We start from the raw sequence: 19,636 nt of genomic DNA, 5'->3' as shown, positions 1-19,636 counted from the left end.
CATCGTCTCTCGCCCCGCTAATAAAAGGATTGTTTGTGCAACAACGCTTCGAGCTATTTGACGGACCCTTCGACGGACTTCACATCGTCAGCGATCTACCACCGAGCAAGCAGCTTCGCAGTCTTGCCATCGAGTTTTACGACGAAGACGATGAGGATTGTTATCAAAACGCCCCCATGCAAACGAAGTCTGCAAAGTACGACTTGACGGATACCGACGAGTCGAGTGATCCGATCGTGCATCGGCTGCATCACAACATGACGCTGCCCGTCAAATGCCCCGTTTCGACGGATCTCTGGTCCAAGTGTGCCTGGTCGATGACGACCGGTGATCGCCATCGCTGGAACACGTGGCGATACGAAATCTTCGCAGCTGCTGAAACCTGTCGCGATGTCGCCAAACAATTCGGTGACAACGAACTCAATGAAACCATCGACGAGTTCGAAACCCTGGTTCTGCAGATTCCAAACATGGATCCGGTCGACCGCTGAGTCGTTGGCCGAAGTCATTCAGGGAATTGCAGGGGGAGTAAATGTCGATGGTGGAACCCGAACCGATGGACGCGCGCTCGTGGGTAGCGAACTACCGCGAGCGTGGATGGTTCGCTGTTCCGCTGCGCCCACGCTCCAAGTCGCCGGCTCGACGCGACTGGACAAGACTCCGTCTGACGCCTGAAGTTTTCCCCGAAGGCTGCAACATCGGATTGATCTTGGGTGAGCCCTCGGGCTGGCTCGTTGATGTTGATCTCGATTGCCCAGAGGCGATCGAATTGGCCGATCAGTACCTGCCGCCGACGCCGGCTATCACCGGCCGGCCGTCTTCGCCCAAGTCCCATCGCTGGTACATCGCCGTCGGCGCGACCACCGCGAAACATACCGATCGAAACGGCTCGATGATCGTCGAGATCCGGTCCACCGGTGCTCAAACCGTCGTTGGCCCGAGCATCCACCCGGATGGTGAACCCTATGACTTTCTCGACTCCGAACCCGCGATCGTACCTGCTCCCATGTTGGCGGTTTGCGTGAAGGCCCTCGCCGATGCCGTTATCGTCAAACGTGGCCAGTTTGTTGCTTCACTCGCTCAAGAACCGGATTCGCGAGCTGCTAGTCGATCAATCGACTACAACCTGGAACAGCGGGCCATCGCCTACCTCGCCGCGATGCCGCCAGCGATCGCCGGTTCGAACGGTCACTCGCAAACCTTTGCTGCCGCCACCGCACTGGTGCATGGCTTCGGAATCGAACCCGAACGCGCCCTCGCGATCCTTCAATCCGAGTACAACCCGCGATGCCAACCGCCGTGGTCTGATCGCGAGTTGCAACACAAAATCAATCAGGCGGTTATCAAACCACATGATCGACCGTTCGGATGGCTTCGCGACGATAGTCCGATGGAACCTGCTGGGATCGCTGTGGACCTCAGCGGTTTCAATACCGAGCCGGTAACCAAAGTCGTCCAAGTCGACCCTGATCTTCCAAAGCCGATGCCGGAAGATCCCGGTGTGTTGCCCGAATCGCTTTTGCGTTGCCCTGGATTCATCGCCGAGGTCATGGACCACTGCCTCGAATGTGCGCCCTATCCAAACACAGTGATGGCGTTTTGCGGAGCGGTATCGTTGCAAGCCGTTCTTGCGGGCCGACGCGTTCGTGATCCCGGCGATAACCGGACGAATCTATATCTGCTCGGACTGGCTCATTCCGCCGCGGGCAAGGACTGGCCGCGCAAGCTGAACATGCAAATCCTGCAACAAGTCGGAATGGCCGACTGCGTCGGGGAACGCTTTGCATCTGGCGAAGGTATCCAGGACTCGTTGTTTCTGACCGAGTCGACGCTGTTTCAAACCGACGAGATCGACGGACTCCTGCAATCGATCAACAAATCCCGCGACGCCCGGCACGAGCAGATCATGTCAACGCTGCTGACCATGTACTCGTCGGCGAACAGCGTGTACCCGATGCGACGCAAGGCGGGGAAAGAAGCGGCCGGCGTTATCAACCAACCCCACTTGGTTGTCTTCGGCACTGCGATCCCGAACCACTACTACGCCGCTCTCTCGGAGCGAATGCTAACCAATGGTCTTTTCGCTCGCATGCTGATCTTCGAATGCGGCCGGCGCGGCAAAGGTCAGGAGCCCAAGATCCGAGACATTCCAGACTCGATTCGCGACACTGCGGCATGGTGGGAGAACTTTCGTCCTGGCGCCGGCAATCTTGTCGATTGGAACCCAACGCCGGCGATCGTTCCCCATGACGATAGCGCTAGGCAACTCCTGAGCGACGCCCGAGTCAACGCGGAGGAGATGTACGATGCCGCGGAGGAGGACAATGATTCGGTCGGAACGACGGTTTGGGGGCGAGTGAGCGAACAGACTCGCAAACTCGCGTTGATCCATGCCATCAGTCGCAACTGCCGTGATCCGATCATCGATGCCGAATCAGCCCGTTGGGCCATCGAGGTCGTTGAGCATCAAACGCGTCGCATGTTGTTCATGGCGGCGTCTCACGTGGCCGAGAATCCGTTTCATGGTGAATGCCTGCGACTTCTTGAAAAGCTACGCAAGGCACCCGAGCGGACGCTACCGCATAGTGTGTTGCTCAAGCGGATGAAGATGGAAGCGAAGGTGTTTCATCAATTGATTGACACGTTGGTTCAGCAAGGCGACCTCAATATCATCTCTGCGGAGACCGCAGGACGTCCACAGCGCGGTTACCGAATGACCGAGCAGGCGATGGCCAAAGAGGATGGTGAAGGAACGGGGTGAAAGTGAATGATGTCGGTCGTCGCGGGGTGAAAGAGAGTGAACGAACGAGAAAGAAGGGTGAAGGAAGTTTGGTCGTAAAACACGTAAATATAAGAAAAAAATCTCTTCTTTCACATATTCACCCGCACCCACCCGCGCACGCGATATGCCCGCGTATGTGTGTGTCTATGCGACAGGGGATGAAAGAGGGAAAGAAGTTCTCAATCGACGCCGGCGAAGTCGTTTAGGTACTTCCGGCCGAATCGTTTTCTCACAAGGGCCGCGGGAACAGCCGCGCTATTGGGCACAGTTTGTTTTGTTTGTCCGAATAGATTTTTGGTAAGCTTATCGGATCCAATCGCCCGAATTCATCATGAGTGAGCACCTCCGAGTTTATGACGAAGTACGACGAAGAATTCTTGACCAAGATGACAGAGGCCGTTGAGAGCAACAACATTTCGTTCGTACGGCAGCAGCTTGAATCTGATCGAGACCTCATTCACTACAACGAGGGCGTCGGCGGGTGGTTGGACGCCGCCGTCGACAGTGGTCATCGGGAAATGACGATCATGTTGATCGAGATGGGGTGCGACGTAAATGAGAAATGCGACCTCGGCACTCCGCTCGGCACGGCCATTTCGTCTGACCGTCCTGACATGGTTCAATTACTGCTCGAGCATGGTGCGAAGATTAGCTCCGACGAGCGACATGTGCTTACGTGTGTAACGAGCCGTATGAACCACTCACTTGAGATGGTTAAGCTGCTTGAGCACCACGGCGCCGACCTCCATGAAGTTTTCTTCAACGAGCATAATGGGGATAACATCAATGCTTTGATGATGGCTGAATTGTTCGGACATTCAGACGTCGAAGCCTATCTACGTGCAAAAGGATGCGTTTTGCCAGAACAGCCCGAGCGTCCTAGCATCGGGAAACGATTGAAGCGTTTCTTTGGCAAAGAGTAGGAGCAAGCGATAGAGAATCCAAGGCTCCAAACCAACCAGCCATCTAAACAACCACCCACCGACCAAACCCTTCCGTTTCTCTCCTCGCCTTGGAAGGGCTTTTGCACATGCAGGTCGAAATGTGGTCGCTTGATCGGATCAAGCCTTACGAGAAGAATCCTCGAATCAATGATGACGCGGTTGCCCCCGTCGTCCAATCCATCAACGAGTTCGGCTTCCGGCAGCCGATCGTCGTCGATCCCGACGGTGTCATCATCGTCGGCCATACACGCTGGAAAGCCGCCAAGCAGTTGAACCTTGCCGAGGTGCCGGTTCACGTCGCAACGGACCTTGAGCCTGAGGCGGTGAAGGCCTACCGCATCGCCGACAACCGCACCGGCGAGAACGCCGAGTGGGACTACGATCTGCTGCCGCTCGAAATCGGCGAGCTTCAGCATGTTGGATTCGATTGTGAACTGCTCGGTTTCAACAGCGACGAACTGGCCAAGCTGCTCGATCCAGGCGTTGAACCGGGGCTCACCGATCCCAACGACATCCCAGAACCTCCCGACGCCCCAGTTACGCAACCCGGCGACCTCTGGATCCTCGGAGACCACCGACTACTGTGCGGCGACTCGACCAGCGTGGAAGACCTCGATCGGCTATTGAACGGTGCGAAGATCCAATTGTGCAATACGGATCCCCCGTACAACGTGAAGGTTGAACCACGTAGCAAGAACGCGATCGCCGCAGGCAACAGTTCTTTTGAGGCCGGCAAAGGGAAATCGAAAGACGGTCCGAAGAAGATGCGAGCCAAGGATCGGCCACTTGCAAACGATTTTGTTTCGGACGAGGAATTCAATCGCTTGCTCGAAGCCTGGTTCGGCAACATCGCTCGCGTTCTCGAACCCGGCCGAAGCTTCTACATCTGGGGAGGCTTTTCGAACATCGCGAATTATCCGCCCGTGTTGGCCAAGGCCGGCTTGTATTTCTCGCAGGCCATCATCTGGGACAAGATGCACCCAGTGATGACGCGCAAAGACTTCATGGGCGCGCACGAATGGGCGTTCTACGGCTGGAAGGAGGGTGCCGGTCACAAATTCTTCGGACCGAACAACGCGACAGATCTGTGGCACGTCAAGAAGATTCCGCCGCAGCAGTTGGAACACCTCACCGGCAAACCGGCCGAGCTCGCGGTGATGGCGATGCAGTATTCATCGCGGCGCGGCGACAACGTCCTCGATCTCTTTGGCGGCAGCGGTTCGACGTTAATCGGTGCCGAGCAGACCGGCCGCAAAGCTTTCTTGATGGAACTCGATCCGCCGTACTGCGACGTGATCGTGGATCGCTACCAGCGGTTTACCGGCAAAGCCGCGGTGCTTGAGCGGACCGGCGAGGCACCGATTCCCGTCGGCGCTCGCGAGGAGAATATGCGATGAGCGGCGGCATCAGAGTTTTTGATGGGTCCAACGTTCATCACCATAGAAGTAAATGTGCTCGGCGTTCAGATACCGAGCCAGACGCAGCAACTCGTCGGCAGAACGTAGCACTTCAGTTGGCCGGCTGGTTGCAAAGTACTCGGGCTGGGCTGGCCGCGGCGATAGTGATCGCAACTCGCCGCCTTCTATCAACTCCAATGCTTCGTCCGGATCGAGGTAGCCTCCTTCAAGGATCGGCATCACGTGACCGGGATAGCCGTCGAAGTGCAAGTACGTTGCGACGACAGATTCGTCGGGCAGTTTTAGGGCGATCACAGCGCGAGTGGACATGGTTTATTCTCCTGATTGGTTTTGGGGTGAGGCATCGATGCGTTGAACTTGGTCTGGCGGAATGGAGAGCATCAGTGAACGGTCGCCCTCCCAATTCACGTCGACTTGCGTCCAATCGCTTTGCGGATACACGGCGACAACCGTTCCGATGGTGCCGGCGGGGATCGGGTCGGGGTCGTCCATCGAAAGCAAACGGATTCGGTCGCCCGCCTTGAAGTCACATTTGGTTTTCATCAGTTTCTGACTCCGTTCGTTTCGTCGAGTAGCGTTGCGACCTCCGATAGCTGAGCGTTGATGAGGTTGACCGCGCGTACGTGTTGCCACCGTAGGTCTTTGCTATCCGGCCGCATCATGCGGTCCAGTTGCAGCTCGATGTGCTGTAACAAGTCGCGAGCGATTTGGTGTCCGTTCTCATAGGCCGGGGCCGGCTCGATCGGCCGAGGATTTAGGGTTTGAACTTTGCTCATTCGGGTTCTCCGTGTTCGTGGAAAGAAGCGGCGTTCGCGTTAACACACATGAGCCATGCGTTCGCCAACACAGCAAGCGAACTTTGCAAAGCATGCTGAAAGATTCGCTTTGTTTTTCGGCTTCGACAAAGCGCGGCCGTCGTTGCCGCGTGTGGCCTTGTGGAGTGATGCGGCCAAGTAGCCGACGCACGGCAAAACGCCCGACCGTGGCCAACGTCGGGCGTGTGTGGCGAAGCGTTCGCCGGGGGAAGAAAGTGTCGAAGCTACAAAGAGAGGGGAACCAAGACGTGCGCGTTTCGGCCCACAACCGAGAACTCTTCGCCGGCGGTTGTTCTCGCGATGATCATGTCGCCGCGTCGAACCAGGTGTTCCACTGTACCGTGTTCAAAGCGGTCGCCAATGGCGGTCCGCAGTTCGTATCCCATGTCGGGTTCCGGCGTTGCCGTTTCCCCTTCCGCAAGGTCCTCGATTTGTCGAACGTCTCCGATAAACATTTCGCCGGCCTCCTATGTGCGAACCGTGAACCGGCCGCGTTCCGTCTTCACGAACCGGCTTTCGTCGCCCTTGGCCAAGTCGCGAAGGATTGCCGAGTACAACGTCGCGTGCGGAGTCTTTCCGCCGGGGCTTTCCCAAAGGTTCTGGTCAACCATCGCGGCGATCATTTCCTGCGTGTTCATGGGTTCGCCGGCGGATTCCAAAACCTGCAAGGCGGCTTTCGCGCAGGAAAGCTTTTTCTCGTCGCCGGTGCTGGTGTCGGACTTCTTCTTGGCGACTCGCTTCTTTACTCGCGTGGCGGGCTTCGCAGTCGACTCCGCCGTCCGTGCCGGTCCTTGCAACCGACCGGCCGTTTTGATGCGGACCTTCTTGTTTGTCGAAAGGTTGGTTGCGTCCCAACCGCCCGAGGTGTTTTCCGCGTCGATACGGACAACGACCTTCTTGTTTGTGACCGTCGCGTAGTACTCACCACCGATTTTTACGTCTGCCTTCTTCATTCATCTGTCTCCAATGCTTGAGTTCGTATGGTTGGCTGCCATCGTCAGGCCGCGGGAACCGCCCGCGACGACGCCGGCCCGATTCGTTCGAGGAAAGGGGCCGGCGTTTCGGCTTTCGGTTCACACGACCCCGCCAAGGTTGCTCTTGCGAAGCAGGTCGTACATTTGCAGGAAAAGAAAATGCTCGTCGAGCAGCGGTCCGGCGTGGCCGCCTTGGTCGGCGTCGGCCTTCTCCAAAGCGTCGGCCAGCGGTTTGAGGTTGACGGCAATGCGGTAGTAGCTTTCCCGAATCTCTTGGTAGGTCGCCGGGTCGAGTTGTTGCATTGCGGTGCGAAGGTCGGCGGTCTTGTTTTCTTTGGCCATGGTTTTGTGTCCGGTAGAAGGTCGTGGTTCTTGGTTCTCCCCGTCGGCGTTAACACACATGAGCCATGTGTTTCGCAGCACAGCAAGCGAAGTCCGGCAACAATTCGCAGTCTTTCGCAATGTTCCTCAAAGACTGCGAACAATGCCGCTACTCAGGCGATTTCAGCCTGCCGTGTTGCGGCGAAGTTTGGCGGCCAGCCCGTCGATGGTGTCGTGCAGGTCATCGAGTTCGCAAAAGACTCGCTCGAAGTTGGCGCTGTCGACCGCCGCGGCAAGCGGCAAGTCTTTCACTGCTGCGTGCAACTCTTCAATCAACTCGAGCGTTTGCGTGTGCAGGTAAAGAAGGTCTGCGGAAGTTGGGCGGGCAGTTGCGTTGGCCATGTGTCTGTCTCCGTAGGCGGGAAGCGTGAAAACCGTTTCGGTGACACACATGAGCCATGCGTTTTCCAACACAGCAAGCGAAGTCATGGAGGAATCTGCACTCTTTTTGCAGTTTTGGGTTGGCCGGCGACGTTCGGCCGAGACGCCGTTCCATGGGCATGCGGCAAAGCACCCGCAAACAAGAAAACGCCGCGACAGGTTGCGAACGTCGCGGCGTGTGGGCAAGTAACCGTTGGGCGATCAGTTCTCGCCCGTGGCGAAGTGCTTTTTCAACTCCGCCAATTGTTCACAAAGATGGTTTAAGGATCCGACATGCCCCCAATCGATCGGGAACTGGTCGTTGCCCGGTGCGGGCATGTCCTCGACGGTTTCGTGCAGATCCTCAAGCAAGGTCAAAACTCGAATGTGCGCGGCCGCATAGGCGTCTTCCATTTTGTCTCGGTTCGTCATTGGTTTATTCCTGTGTTGTTGAATAGAAAGGCCGGCGGCGATCTTTTTCGCCGCCGGCATGCTGGTTCGCGTTTAGCAATCGCGGCAGGTTTCCCATGCCCGCTTGCTGCCGTAGCAGATCTGTCCGCCTTCGACGATGTAAACCATCGCGTCTTCTGCGACGTCTTGGTCGTCCGCGAATTCGTGCGGGTCCTCATGTTCCGCTTCGTTCATTTCCGCGCCGCTGGTGATTCCCGCGATGCGGTTTTCAAAGGGCCAGTTCTGTTGCGTCATCAACCGCACTTCGCAATCTTCGCCGTGCTCGTCGCGGTACTCCTCAAGCAAGCCGATCAGTTCGCCAAGGGTCATGTTTGTTTCTCCGTTTGGGTGAATGAAAAACCGTCTTCCGATGACACACATGAGCCATGCGTTTCCAAACGCAGCAAGCGAATCCAGGCAGTAATTCGCAGGGTTTTCGCAGGTTTATTGATGCCGCCCGTGTCGCCCACATTCGCCGCGTGTCGCAGCATGGCAAAAGCCGCGTCTACCTTTGGACCTTCCAAAACATGGCCACCGAGGCCAACGTGTGCGCCACAAAACGGCGAAACGCCACGCTCTGTAGCGAGGCGTTTAAAGATTCAAAGCGGAGGTGATCAAATTGCCTGGTCGTATTTGCGGGCCAGCTGGAGAAGCTTCTTTTTGACCGGGCGAAAGTCGCATCCGTTTTCGCCGGTGGTCAGTTCGCCGAATCGTTTGTTGCGAAGCTCGCCCTTGTACCAACCCTTTGTCCAACCCAGCCGGTAGAAGAGCCGGTTCAGTTCCGTTTCCCCGTGGCCGGCGTCCGGTCGGTCCCAGCAAGATTTCGTTCCCGGCTTCTTCGCGTAGTCCCAGCCCGCACATCGTTTTTGGTTCATCGCGAGTTCGGCCAAGCCCAGGATCATTTGGATGTAGCCGATCAATTTGGTTTTGTTAAGCGTTCCGGCGAAGGCCCGGATCTCAATCCGTTGTCGCCCGCGAGCCAGGTGCGTCAGGTTCAAGAGATGGTAGCGGTCTCGTTCGCAGCGTGTCTTCGCCGCGTCCTTGTTGCCGTAGGTTTTGATTTGCTTCGCCCATCGGTTTCGTTCCCGGCGTCGCGTTCCGGTCGATGCGTAGATGGCCTTTTCGTGGTTGGCGATCAAGGAAATCAGTCGGGCCAAGGCCGCCGCGTCGCCGTTCCAAGAAATGGTGATGTGCAGCCCGCAAGATTCGTTGACCCGGGCGCCGCGTTCTTTGATCGCGTCGACCGCGGTCTCGACGTTTTGCAGACCCTCGCGTCCGTGAAGGACCGGTGAAACAAACTCGCAAGGTTTGCGGCCGGCCGGCGTGCGGATGCTGCCGTCGCGTTCCGCCTTCCAACCCGCGGGTAGCCAGGAAACCGGAAGGCCGTTGTGGTAGCCGCCAATCGGCGTGTGGTCGTGTCCGGGCATGTGGGTTTCGATTTCGATACCGAAGGCGATGTCGTTGGCGTGCATGTTTGTGTCTCCGAAAAGCGTGGAATTCGTTTTGCGTTGACACACATGAGCCATGCGTTTTGAGACACCTCAAGCGAAGTTCGAAAGTAATGTTCCAGTAATCTGCAGCTTTCTTTTCACGCCCACAGGCGGCCGGTTTTGGCCCCACATCGCCGCCAAAAACATGCGGCCGCGGACCGCAAACATGCACATGCTCGCGACAGTCGCCGACGTGTTGGCGCAGTCGCAACCTCATCCACGGAGCCCGCCATGGAAGGCAGTAACAAAGAGCTGAACCCGAATGCGATGACCGCCGAACAAACGGCCGCGTTGTTCTCCAAGTTGCGTCGGCGAAAGGTTCCCGTTGCCGAAATTGAAGCGGACATCGAGGACGGCGTGCCGACCAGCGGTGCCGGCCGCTTGAACCTGTTGACTTACACCGCATGGATGTTGAAGGAGGCCGGTCGTGGTGAATGACCCACGCAAACTGAAACCGAGCGAGTGTTGCCGGCTACTCAACTCAACGCCGCTCGGTACCGTCATCAATGAACGGCAATTGCATCGGCACCGAGTCGAAGCGGGTAACCGCATCGGAGACGGTCGGCACGTTGATCTCTTGGCGTACGCCGATTGGCTCAATGAGAAACGGCATGCACCAAAACCGGTTTCCGATGTAGATCCGTACGCCAAGCTCAAAGAGAGTGCCCGCGCACGAAATGCCGCCATCGCACTGGCCGGTCGCGATATCGGAGAATTGCCGGCGGTCGAGGATGCTGAACGCAAAGCTGCCGCTGCCGGTTCATTCCGAGCGTTCTGTGAAGCGTACTTCCGGTTGACGTTTCATCTCGAATGGTCGCCGGACCACTTGAAGGTAATCAACAAGATCGAAGAAGCCGTTATCCGTGGCGGCCTCTTCTCGCTCGCCATGGCTCGTGGCTCCGGTAAAAGTTCGCTCGCCGAAGTCGCTTGCATCTGGGCGGTGCTGAACGGGTATCGGGACTTCGTTTGTTTGATCGGCAGCGACGAAGGCCACGCCTGCGACATGCTCGACTCGATCAAGACCGAACTTGATAGCAACGATCTGCTTGCCGCCGACTACCCGGAAGTTTGCTTTCCGATCCAAGCCCTCGACGGAATTGCCAACCGAGCGAACGGGCAGCTGTTCGAAGGCAAGCGAACACAGATCGGGTGGACTGCCAAAGAAATCGTCCTGCCAACCATCGCCGGCAGCAAAGCCAGTGGCGCAATTATCAAGGTTGCCGGTCTCACCGGTCGCATTCGCGGTATGAAGTTCAAACGCCCCGATGGCAAAACGGTCCGACCGTCGTTAGTCGTCCTTGATGATCCGCAGACCGACGAGTCCGCTCGTTCGCTATCGCAGTGCGCCAACCGCGAAGCGATCCTCGCCGGTGCGGTCCTCGGGCTCGCCGGCCCCGGCAAGAAGATCTCAGGCATCATGCCATGCACAGTCATTCGTCCTGGCGACATGGCCGACAACATTCTCAACCGCGACCTGCACCCGGAATGGAACGGCGAGCGGACTCGTATGGTGAACGCGTTTCCGGCCAACGAAACGCTCTGGCAACGCTACGCCGAGATTCGCGCTGAAGGCTTACGGGCCGGTGATGGTGGAGCGGCCGGCACCGAGTTCTATCGCCAAAACCGTCAGGAGATGGATGCCGGCGCTGATGTATCGTGGAAAGAACGCTTTAATCACGACGAACTATCCGCGATCCAACACGCGATGAACCTAAAGCTTCAAGACGAAGCAGCATTCTTCGCCGAGTACCAAAACGAACCACTGCCGGAAGAAACGGTCGGTGCCGATCAACTGACCGCCGATCAAGTCGCTGCGAAAATCAACAACCTGCCTCAACGCCGGATCCCGATATCCGGAAACCATCTCACAGCATTCATCGACGTCCAAGGCAAGTTGCTCTTCTACGTAGTCGCCGCCTGGGAAGACGATTTCACTGGCTACGTTGTGGACTATGGAACCTACCCCGATCAGCAGCGAACCTACTTCACGCTACGCGACGCGCGGTACACATTGGCTACGGCGGCGGAGGGCACCGGACTCGAAGGTAGCATCTACGCTGGCCTTGAATCATTGACGAACGAGTTACTTGGTCGCGAGTGGCAACGCGACGATGGCGCTGCAATGAAGATCGGCCGATGTCTGATCGACGCCAACTGGGGCCACTCGACCAACGTCGTCTACCAGTTCTGCCGGCAAAGCCACCACGCCTCGAACCTGCTACCGTCGCACGGTCGATTCGTCGGCGCCTCGTCCAACCCCTTCAGCGAATACAAACGCCGACCAGGCGATCGCGTCGGACTCAACTGGCGAGTGCCAACCATTCATGGCAAACGGGCGATCCGCCACGTGATCTACGACACGAATTGGTGGAAATCTTTCACCCATGCGAGGCTTGCCGTCGCAATGGGCGACCGAGGCTGCCTGTCCATCTTCGGCGATCGTCCCGACCAACACCGCATGTTCGCCGAGCAGGTCACCGCCGAGTACTACGTCCGCACCGAGGGCCGCGGCCGAACCGTCGACGAATGGAAAGCCCGCCCCGAGCAGCCCGACAACCACTGGCTCGACTGTTTGGTGGGATGTGCTGTCGGTGCTTCGATGCAGGGTGCGTTATTGTTTGGTACAGACCTAGCTGTCCAGCCCAAACGGGAACGCATTAGCTTTCGAGAAATGCAACGAAAGAAAAGGAGCTAGTCAAAGAAGGGACTATTTGCTTACTGCCGCGACACTTTGGACCTTTTCCTGCATCGATTGCTCGCGATCCGTGCGTGTGCCGACTTTGATGCTGGTCGTGATTCGCGGGGCGCCCATCGCGTGAACGCGTTCGTGGCAACTCTTGATCGCGGCGAATACATCATCCCAATCGCCTTCGATGTTGGTTCCGTAGGCATGAAGTTGGTGTTCCAGTTCTGCTTCCTGAAGCACCTTTTGGCATTCAGCGACGTACTTGCTCACGGAAACGCCAACTCCCATGGGAACAACGCATAAATCGACAATGACTTTCATTCTTGCTGACCCGATGTTGGTTTGGATGATGCGATGTTGCTCCGCTAAACTACTCCTGACTTCGGCGGCGACCGGTCGTCCGAAACGGTCGCGAACTTTGCCTTTCAATTTCGTGTCGTGACGGTTTGACCAATTGATGGAGGAGTTGCGATGACGTCAGACGACGAAGAGATCAAAGAAGATGACCGGGAACCCGGCCCCGAAGTGACGCCCAAGCTGTTTCGCAAGTGGCAAAAAGCTCGACGGGGTTCCATTGTAGCCGAGAATATGACCAATCCCGTCTGGAGTTGGTTGTTTCGAGGTCGTGTCGATCCGTACCACGCAAGCGAACGTTTCAAATCACGGTTGGGAAAAATACTCGGCAGCGTCGATTTTCCGGATGAACCTCGCTGGGCTGGATGTCGAATGGGGCAATCGCGGACCGAACTCGCCGACGGTCGAGTGTTTTGGATCGCCGGAGAGCACGAGGACTACTACGATCCAGATTTCTTCATCTACAACGATGTCATCATCGAGCACGGGGACGGTGCCGTACAGATCCTCGGCTATCCTGAAGAAGCTTTCCGCCCGACTGACTTTCACACGGCGACCGCTATCAACGGTGGAAAAGAGATTTTGCTCATCGGAAGTATCGGCTATCCAGACGATCGCGAGGTGGGACGAACCCAGGTCTACTCCCTCAATACCGACACGCTTGCGATTGAGGAGATATCCACCACGGGCAACCCTCCAGGATGGATCAGCAAACACAATGCACAATTGAACGAAGATGCGTCAGCAATCGTGGTGTCTGGCGGAGACTTGTTGACCGAAGATGGCTTCCTAGAGAATATCGATGACTGGTCATTGTCGTTGGCTGATTTCTCTTGGACTCGATTGACGATCCGAAAATGGACTCGGTTTCAAGTTGCTCGTTGCGATCAAGCGAGCCTGCATCTGTGGAGCTATGAAATGCGGAAGTTTGCACTTGATCATCCAGGTACAGGTTTCGACCGAGAGGATGACTTGGCGGATGAGATCGGTGCAGAGCCAAACATGGACGCTTACGAATCCCTTTACCGACCGCAAATGGCGCACACGTCGTTGGATCCCAAAGACGAATGCGACGAAGATTGGCGGACGAAGAGAATCGATGTGGAGGGCGTGCAAGTGCGCTACGTCGACGATATGGATCACGTCACGGTGACGATTGAAGGGAATGTAGACCCAACAGTCGTCGAGGCACTTGCCGAAGATCTGCATGCAAAGCTCGCACTCGTCGAGAATGCGGAATGCCGGATCAAGTGGATTGATTAATCGATCGAATACAAGTCCGTGATCGAACGGAACTCTGACCAATGGACTCAAACGATACGCCACGCAGCAAACTCAGAGGTGGATTGAAGGTCGACACGGAGGTTGTCGGCTCTGGGGCTGTTGCGTCACGCGGCGATTCAGTAGTGATCCGACTGGAGATCCGGCTCAATCGTGGAGACGTCGTTGCAACGTTTGATGAATATGCTTTTGTGGTTGGCAAACGGCAAGTCATCGCCGCTGTGGACTACGCCGTGGAAGGAATGCACGTCGGCGGGCTTTGCGAACTGAAAGCTGGTCCGCATCTTTGCTACGGTGCTGCAGGTGTTCCCGGAAAAATTCCTTCGAACGCCGTCTTGTGTATACGCATCGAACTGCTGCGTTGCGAGAAATCGGGCTGACCAATGGGCCGTTCCAAAAGCATCGCCGACAAGTGGTAGCGGAATGGTCGGCGAGCATTTCTCAAAAAAATACTCACCCGTTTCGACTTTTGACTTCGAAAGTTGGAAGGTCTAGAGGTAACGGGAAACATCGACTCCTCCTCTAGATCGTTTGATGGCTGAACACCTCGAAGATGAAATCCGCGAGAACGCCAAAGGGCCGGCGAAGGCGTCGGGTGATGCTGGGTCGGTGGAACAGCACAAGCTGACCGATCAGATTGCGGCTGACAAACATCTCGCCGGCAAAAATGCAGTGGCCAAGCCGCATCGCGGGCTTCGCTTCAACAAGATCGTGCCGCCGGCGGCGGGCTGATCTTTCTTTCGCTCTCCAATCCACAAGGGCTGCCGGGGACGGCAACAGGAAACAGCACGGATGCTGAAACGTTTGTCAGGGATCATCGAGCAATTGCGTGGCGGGAGATTTCATCGCTCCGTCGCCTCTGGACGCTCGCCCCGGCAGCCCTTCTTCTCTCGCCTGCGTGCCAAGTACGACGCGGCGAACACAACACTCGACAATATCAAACACTGGTCGCGAGCCGATGGGCTGTCAGCCTCCGCGGCCAACAGCCCCGATGTCCGACGAACACTTCGCAATCGATCGCGGTACGAGGTCGCGAATAACAGTTACGCTCGCGGTATCACGCTGACGCTTGCCAACGATGTCGTCGGGACCGGACCGCGGCTGCAGATGCTCACGGCGGATGATACGGCAAATCGATTTGTTGAAACGGAGTTCATTGCTTGGTGTGAAGCGGTTGGTTTAGCGGAAAAGCTGCGAACGATGCGATTGGCTCGGGTCGCGGATGGTGAATCTTTTGGCTTACTCACTAGCAACGAGCGCCTAGAGACTCCGGTGAATCTGGATCTACGTCTGATCGAAGCCGATCAGATTGCTTCGCCGACACTCGCACCCGACACACGTCGCTACCTCGATGGGATCCAGTTCGATGCTGATGGTAATCCGGTCGCATACGACGTCTTGAAGAACCATCCAGGCAATGGCTTCTTTGTCCTTGATGATGAATACGACACGGTGCCGGCCGCCGACGTCGTCCACTACTTTCGCTGTGATCGCCCCGGACAGATTCGCGGCATCCCAGACATCACGCCGGCCTTACCGCTCTTTGCACAACTGAGGCGATTCACGCTTGCGGTCCTTGCCGCTGCGGAAACTGCAGCTGAATTCGCGGGCATTCTCTACACCGATGCGCCGGCGAATGGCGAAGCGGATGCGGCGGAACCATTCGAGCCGATTGAACTCGAAAAACGCATGCTGCTGACGATGCCCGGCGGATGGAAGATGGCTCAAATGAAAAGTGAGCAGCCATCGACCACGTACGCGGAGTTCAAGAAAGAGATCCTCAACGAGATCGCTCGTTGCTTGAACATGCCGTTCAATGTCGCCGCTGGGAATTCGTCGGGATACAACTACGCCAGTGGGCGGCTCGACCACCAGACCTACTTTAAATCGATTCGCGTCGAGCAATCACAACTCGCCCGCGTGGTGCTCGACCGCATCCTGCACGCTTGGCTTCGCGAAGCCATTCTCATCGAGGGCTATCTGCCCAATTCGCTTCGCACGCTCGACTCCACGTTCGAGCACCAATGGTTCTGGGACGGACATGAACATGTCGATCCCGCCAAGGAAGCCAATGCCCAGAAGATCCGTCTCGCCAGTCATACGACAACTCTGGCTATCGAATTTGCGCGGCAGGGGCGTGACTGGGAGACGGAACTTAAACAACGTGCGAAAGAAATCGCCCTGATGCGTGACCTCGGTCTGACGATCGAGTCCGAAACTGATTCTTCATCCGAACCCGAAGTCACGGAAGACCATGCCGAAGACGCTGAACCCCAAACCGCTTGAAGCGGAAGCCGAATCCGTCCCCGGTTCGCTGCGTATCGTCTGCGATGACGCCGCGACGATCACGCTAGCAGCGGCTGATCCACCGATCGAAGGTGACGACAAGCCGGCGCTGCGGAAGTTTTCGATGGTGGCTTACACCGGCGGCGCGATGCGATTGGGCGGTTGGCCTTATCCAGTTGTCGTCGACTTGGCTGGTCTGCGTGTGACTCGAAAGTCGCGACCGATTCTGAAAGACCACGACCGCGGATCAATCGTCGGCCACACCGACGACATCAAGATCAACGAACGATCGCTCGAGGTTGCTGGTGTCATCTCCGGAGTCGGCGCGACGGCCCAAGAAGTGATCGCGACCAGCGAAAACGGTTTCCCTTGGCAGGCGTCGCTCGGAGCCAGCGCCGACAAGGTGGTCTTCATCCCTGAAGGCAAGACTGCCAAAGCCAATGGGCGTGATCACAATGGCCCGCTCTACATCGCCCGCAGATCCACTCTGGGTGAAGTCTCTTTCGTCGCACTCGGTGCCGACGACAACACCGAGGCTCGCGTCGCCGCCGGCCAAGCCGGTGAGGACGATGTGGAAACAGGCGATGAAGAAACCACGGACGACCTTGAACCTGTCAACGCGAGTCTCGACATGACGACGAAGCCGAAAGCCAAACCACAATCGCAATCGCTTTCGGCTGTCGAGCAGATGCGTGCCGAGGTCGCTGCCGAGTCCCGCCGCATCGCCGGCATTCGCAAACTCTGCGGCGACAAGCATCCCACCGTCGAAGCCGACGCGATCGAGCAAGGCTGGTCCATCACGAAAACGGAACTTGCCTTGTTGCGAAGCGAACGCCCTAAAGCTCCCGATCAATCGCAACACTCGCCGCGATACAACCGCGAGGTCCTCGAAGCCGCGGCTTGCTTGTCGGTTGGCATCGACGAAAAGACACTTCTCGCAAGCTATGGCGAACGAACACTCGAAGCCGCCAACCCGCTCCGTCATATTGGCTTGAAGGAACTCGTCGCCGAGTGTGCTCGCAGCGAAGGCATCGACGTTCCACGTGTGTTTGGCGACGGAACCGAAACCATCCGCGCTGGTTTCTCATCCATGAGCCTGCCGAGCATCATGGAAAACGTCATGAACAAGACGTTGCTTGCTGCTTACCAGAACACGCCGATCGCCGCTTTTGATCTGTGCAGTGTCGGGACCGTCTCCGACTTCAAAGAGGTTTCACGCTATCGACTGCTTGGTACCGGCGGCTTTGAACAGGTTGCTCCCGACGGCGAGCTGAAACACGGAAAACTGTCGGACCAGAAGTTCACGAACAAGGCCGACACCTACGGTCAGATCCTCACGCTGACTCGTCATGACATCATCAACGATGATCTCAACGCCTTCATGGACATCCCACGCCAAATGGGACGCTCCGGTGCCGAGTCGATCGACGATTTGTTCTTCACGCTGCTGCTGAAGAACTCGGGATTCTTCTCCTCGGCGAACGCCAACTTTCTACAAGGTCCCGACACCAAGTTCGGTCCGGATAGCCTGACCGTTGCCAAGACGACCTTCCGTAAACAGAAGGCTGGTCCAGGCGGCAAGCCCAAGGACCAGAAGCCAATCAACATTCGGCCCGAATACTTGGTGGTTCCGGTCGAACTGGAAACCGAAGCGGAACTATTGATGGGCTCGGCCCAATTGATGATCGATGCTCAAGGTTCGCCGACCAAGATTCCGGTCGACAACCCACACCGTAACAAATATCGCGTCATCTCCACGCCACACCTTTCGGATACGTATTACCAAGGCGCGTCCGGCACAGCCTGGTACCTGTTCGCCAACCCGCGAGTCCTGCCGGCGTTTGAGATCGTGTTCCTCAATGGACGTCGCACACCGGTCATCGAACGCGTGGAAATGCCGCCGAACACCCTGGGCATGGGCTTCCGCTCTTACATCGACTTCGGTGTGAACTCTCAAGATCACCGCGCTGCCGTGAAGGTCGCCGGCGAGTAATCCTCACTGCGGTCTCAACTGATTCTTGATCTCTCAGCTTCTTATTTGGACTCCCATGCAAGCTCAATTCGTTCACGACGGCAAACATGTTGACTTCACGCCCGATGTCGACGTCCAGGTTGGTTCCATTGTCATCCAAGGAGACTTGGTCGGCATCACGAAACGCGACCTCAAGGCGGACGTGCTTGGCTCGATTGCCGTTGAAGGTGTCTTCGATTTCCCAAAAGCCATGGCCAGTGAGGACGAGTACTCGGCCGGTCAGAAGGTTTACGCCACGAACGACGGCATCATCACTCTGATTGACACGAACACGGTATATCTCGGCAAGGTCGTCGCCGATGTAGCCACGACCGATGAGTTCGTCCGCGTCCGTCTCAGTCAGTGATCAACCAAGTGATGAAGCCACGTGAGCAACGCCATCATCGTTCCCGCTGGGGCCACCTTCGTTCATGAAGGTGACACCATTCCATTCGTGCCAGATGTCGACATCGCACCTGGCGACGTGGTCGTTCTGAATAAGCTGGTCGGCGTCGCCAAGTTCGGCATCTACGCGGGGGCTCGCGGCAGCATCACGGTTCGTGGCGTCTTCAGCCTCGTTAAAGATCCGACCACGAACATTCCCGCCGGCACGATTCTTTATTGGTCCGAGATCAGCCATCACGTGATCAAGAACCAGTACGAGCATTCGCTGATCGGAATCTCGGTCGAAGATGCACCGCCGAGCACACCGACCGTTCGAGTTCGGCTGCTTCAGTAATCTTGCATCAGGTCCTCATTCGCATGGATGTCAAGTTGCGATCTCTCGTCTTGTTTTGTGCCCTCATCGTCTGCACCGGTTGTCTACCGCAACGCGATGTTCAAGTACGACTGTTGCCGGCGCCTCCCCCGGAACAGCCCACCGCCAACCTGCCGCCCCAGTTGCATCAACGCAATTGGACGGGCCGGCTGAATCAAGGCAGCTGTGTGCACGCGTCGCTGGTCAACCACCTGCGTTGGTTGAACGAATACGAACTCGGCGAACGCTGGCGAGCGACCTACAGCGACGGCGAGTGGGACACGCGATTGCGAAGTCGCCTGGATGCGGCCGGCATCGACTACAGCTACACCGTCAAAGCAGATCCACGCTTCCTCGATTGGGCCAATGCCACACGACGTGGTGCGATTCTTTGGTGGAAGCCCGCGCATTGCTGCACCTTCGTCGGATGGGTCGAGCGAAATGGTCAGCAGTACGCCGCGATCCTCGACAACAACTATCCCGGCCGGTTCGAACTGACGCCGCGTGAGCAATTCGTTCGTTTGTGGGCCGGATACGGCGGATTCGCTCTAACCGTCATGGAAGACCCCGCCAGTTCTTTGCCCTACCGAAGTTACGAGATTCTTGACGGGGCGTATTAAGTCGAGCGTCGCGCAACCAAAGACCGG

The 19,636-nt window shown here is 57.1% G+C and carries 25 protein-coding genes and 1 other RNA gene; 14 read left to right on the top strand and 12 right to left on the bottom strand.

What is annotated here, in order from left to right:
- The first annotated feature begins 35 nt into the window (after positions 1 to 35).
- The 4 genes from FYC48_RS03840 to FYC48_RS03825 all read left to right on the top strand — a co-directional run bounded on the left by FYC48_RS03840 (position 36) and on the right by FYC48_RS03825 (position 5,123).
- The gene (locus FYC48_RS03840) at positions 36 to 491 is read left to right on the top strand and encodes a hypothetical protein (protein WP_149495331.1); all 456 of its coding nucleotides are present in this window, start codon (positions 36 to 38) and stop codon (positions 489 to 491) included.
- A 65-nt stretch (positions 492 to 556) separates the two neighbouring features.
- Complete coding sequence (locus FYC48_RS03835) at positions 557 to 2,761, top strand: bifunctional DNA primase/polymerase (protein ID WP_160149307.1); 2,205 nt, start codon at positions 557 to 559, stop codon at positions 2,759 to 2,761.
- Between the two features lie 356 nt (positions 2,762 to 3,117).
- On the top strand, positions 3,118 to 3,705 hold the full coding sequence (locus FYC48_RS03830; protein WP_149495329.1) for an ankyrin repeat domain-containing protein: 588 nt from the start codon (positions 3,118 to 3,120) through the stop codon (positions 3,703 to 3,705).
- A 107-nt stretch (positions 3,706 to 3,812) separates the two neighbouring features.
- A complete protein-coding gene (locus tag FYC48_RS03825) occupies positions 3,813 to 5,123 on the top strand; it encodes a DNA modification methylase (RefSeq protein WP_149495328.1) in 1,311 nt (436 codons plus the stop codon).
- Between the two features lie 9 nt (positions 5,124 to 5,132).
- Here FYC48_RS03825 and FYC48_RS03820 read toward each other — a convergent pair whose 3' ends face one another.
- The 11 genes from FYC48_RS03820 to FYC48_RS03770 all read right to left on the bottom strand — a co-directional run bounded on the left by FYC48_RS03820 (position 5,133) and on the right by FYC48_RS03770 (position 9,596).
- A complete protein-coding gene (locus FYC48_RS03820) occupies positions 5,133 to 5,453 on the bottom strand; it encodes a hypothetical protein (RefSeq protein ID WP_149495327.1) in 321 nt (106 codons plus the stop codon).
- 3 nt (positions 5,454 to 5,456) lie between these two features.
- Positions 5,457 to 5,687, bottom strand: a complete 231-nt coding sequence (locus FYC48_RS03815) for a DUF4314 domain-containing protein (protein ID WP_149495326.1) — start codon at positions 5,685 to 5,687, stop codon at positions 5,457 to 5,459.
- Entirely contained in the window at positions 5,687 to 5,920 is a 234-nt protein-coding gene (locus FYC48_RS03810) for a hypothetical protein (RefSeq protein ID WP_149495325.1), read from the bottom strand. Before FYC48_RS03810 ends, FYC48_RS03815 begins: the two co-directional genes overlap by 1 nt.
- A 263-nt stretch (positions 5,921 to 6,183) precedes the next feature.
- Positions 6,184 to 6,414, bottom strand: a complete 231-nt coding sequence (locus FYC48_RS03805; RefSeq protein WP_149495324.1) for a hypothetical protein — start codon at positions 6,412 to 6,414, stop codon at positions 6,184 to 6,186.
- Between the two features lie 12 nt (positions 6,415 to 6,426).
- Complete coding sequence (locus FYC48_RS03800) at positions 6,427 to 6,912, bottom strand: winged helix-turn-helix domain-containing protein (RefSeq protein WP_149495323.1); 486 nt, start codon at positions 6,910 to 6,912, stop codon at positions 6,427 to 6,429.
- A 29-nt stretch (positions 6,913 to 6,941) separates the two neighbouring features.
- Positions 6,942 to 7,026, bottom strand: an RNA gene (locus tag FYC48_RS03795) — hammerhead ribozyme type II.
- A 6-nt stretch (positions 7,027 to 7,032) separates the two neighbouring features.
- Complete coding sequence (locus FYC48_RS03790) at positions 7,033 to 7,275, bottom strand: hypothetical protein (protein WP_149495322.1); 243 nt, start codon at positions 7,273 to 7,275, stop codon at positions 7,033 to 7,035.
- 162 nt (positions 7,276 to 7,437) lie between these two features.
- Positions 7,438 to 7,743: a hypothetical protein gene (locus tag FYC48_RS03785; RefSeq protein ID WP_149495321.1), complete on the bottom strand. Its 306-nt coding sequence runs from the start codon at positions 7,741 to 7,743 to the stop codon at positions 7,438 to 7,440.
- Between the two features lie 153 nt (positions 7,744 to 7,896).
- Complete coding sequence (locus tag FYC48_RS03780; protein WP_149495320.1) at positions 7,897 to 8,106, bottom strand: hypothetical protein; 210 nt, start codon at positions 8,104 to 8,106, stop codon at positions 7,897 to 7,899.
- 72 nt (positions 8,107 to 8,178) lie between these two features.
- Complete coding sequence (locus FYC48_RS03775) at positions 8,179 to 8,454, bottom strand: hypothetical protein (protein WP_149495319.1); 276 nt, start codon at positions 8,452 to 8,454, stop codon at positions 8,179 to 8,181.
- 284 nt (positions 8,455 to 8,738) lie between these two features.
- Entirely contained in the window at positions 8,739 to 9,596 is an 858-nt protein-coding gene (locus FYC48_RS03770) for an amidoligase family protein (RefSeq protein ID WP_160149306.1), read from the bottom strand.
- A 249-nt stretch (positions 9,597 to 9,845) separates the two neighbouring features.
- Here FYC48_RS03770 and FYC48_RS03765 point away from each other — a divergent pair, with 249 nt between their 5' ends.
- Complete coding sequence (locus tag FYC48_RS03765) at positions 9,846 to 10,052, top strand: hypothetical protein (RefSeq protein ID WP_149495317.1); 207 nt, start codon at positions 9,846 to 9,848, stop codon at positions 10,050 to 10,052.
- Entirely contained in the window at positions 10,045 to 12,309 is a 2,265-nt protein-coding gene (locus FYC48_RS03760) for a terminase gpA endonuclease subunit (RefSeq protein WP_149495316.1), read from the top strand. Before FYC48_RS03765 ends, FYC48_RS03760 begins: the two co-directional genes overlap by 8 nt.
- A gap of 12 nt (positions 12,310 to 12,321) precedes the next feature.
- On the opposite strand, the gene FYC48_RS03755 is transcribed toward FYC48_RS03760, so the two are convergent.
- Positions 12,322 to 12,621 carry an MTH1187 family thiamine-binding protein gene (locus FYC48_RS03755; RefSeq protein WP_149495315.1) on the bottom strand — a complete coding sequence of 100 codons (300 nt, stop codon included), beginning with the start codon at positions 12,619 to 12,621 and terminating at the stop codon, positions 12,322 to 12,324.
- Between the two features lie 150 nt (positions 12,622 to 12,771).
- On the opposite strand from FYC48_RS03755, the gene FYC48_RS03750 reads away from it, so the two are divergent.
- The 8 genes from FYC48_RS03750 to FYC48_RS03715 all read left to right on the top strand — a co-directional run bounded on the left by FYC48_RS03750 (position 12,772) and on the right by FYC48_RS03715 (position 19,609).
- Entirely contained in the window at positions 12,772 to 13,917 is a 1,146-nt protein-coding gene (locus FYC48_RS03750) for a hypothetical protein (protein WP_149495314.1), read from the top strand.
- A gap of 41 nt (positions 13,918 to 13,958) precedes the next feature.
- Entirely contained in the window at positions 13,959 to 14,315 is a 357-nt protein-coding gene (locus FYC48_RS03745) for an FKBP-type peptidyl-prolyl cis-trans isomerase (RefSeq protein WP_149495313.1), read from the top strand.
- Positions 14,316 to 14,469: 154 nt separating this feature from the next.
- Positions 14,470 to 14,667, top strand: a complete 198-nt coding sequence (locus FYC48_RS03740) for a hypothetical protein (RefSeq protein ID WP_149495312.1) — start codon at positions 14,470 to 14,472, stop codon at positions 14,665 to 14,667.
- A 60-nt stretch (positions 14,668 to 14,727) separates the two neighbouring features.
- Positions 14,728 to 16,221, top strand: a complete 1,494-nt coding sequence (locus tag FYC48_RS03735) for a phage portal protein (protein ID WP_149495311.1) — start codon at positions 14,728 to 14,730, stop codon at positions 16,219 to 16,221.
- Positions 16,190 to 18,214, top strand: coding sequence for a phage major capsid protein (locus tag FYC48_RS03730; RefSeq protein ID WP_149495310.1), 2,025 nt, complete (start codon positions 16,190 to 16,192; stop codon positions 18,212 to 18,214). Before FYC48_RS03735 ends, FYC48_RS03730 begins: the two co-directional genes overlap by 32 nt.
- A 55-nt stretch (positions 18,215 to 18,269) precedes the next feature.
- On the top strand, positions 18,270 to 18,599 hold the full coding sequence (locus FYC48_RS03725) for a DUF2190 family protein (protein WP_149495309.1): 330 nt from the start codon (positions 18,270 to 18,272) through the stop codon (positions 18,597 to 18,599).
- Between the two features lie 21 nt (positions 18,600 to 18,620).
- Complete coding sequence (locus FYC48_RS03720; RefSeq protein ID WP_149495308.1) at positions 18,621 to 18,971, top strand: DUF2190 family protein; 351 nt, start codon at positions 18,621 to 18,623, stop codon at positions 18,969 to 18,971.
- 35 nt (positions 18,972 to 19,006) lie between these two features.
- On the top strand, positions 19,007 to 19,609 hold the full coding sequence (locus FYC48_RS03715; RefSeq protein ID WP_235034052.1) for a hypothetical protein: 603 nt from the start codon (positions 19,007 to 19,009) through the stop codon (positions 19,607 to 19,609).
- The last annotated feature ends 27 nt before the right edge of the window (positions 19,610 to 19,636 follow it).

It is taken from the genome of Roseiconus lacunae (genome assembly GCF_008312935.1).
In the GTDB taxonomy this organism is placed as follows: domain Bacteria; phylum Planctomycetota; class Planctomycetia; order Pirellulales; family Pirellulaceae; genus Stieleria; species Stieleria lacunae.
Note: the sequence above shows the minus strand (reverse complement) of the source record. Positions and strands in the feature narration are given on the sequence as shown.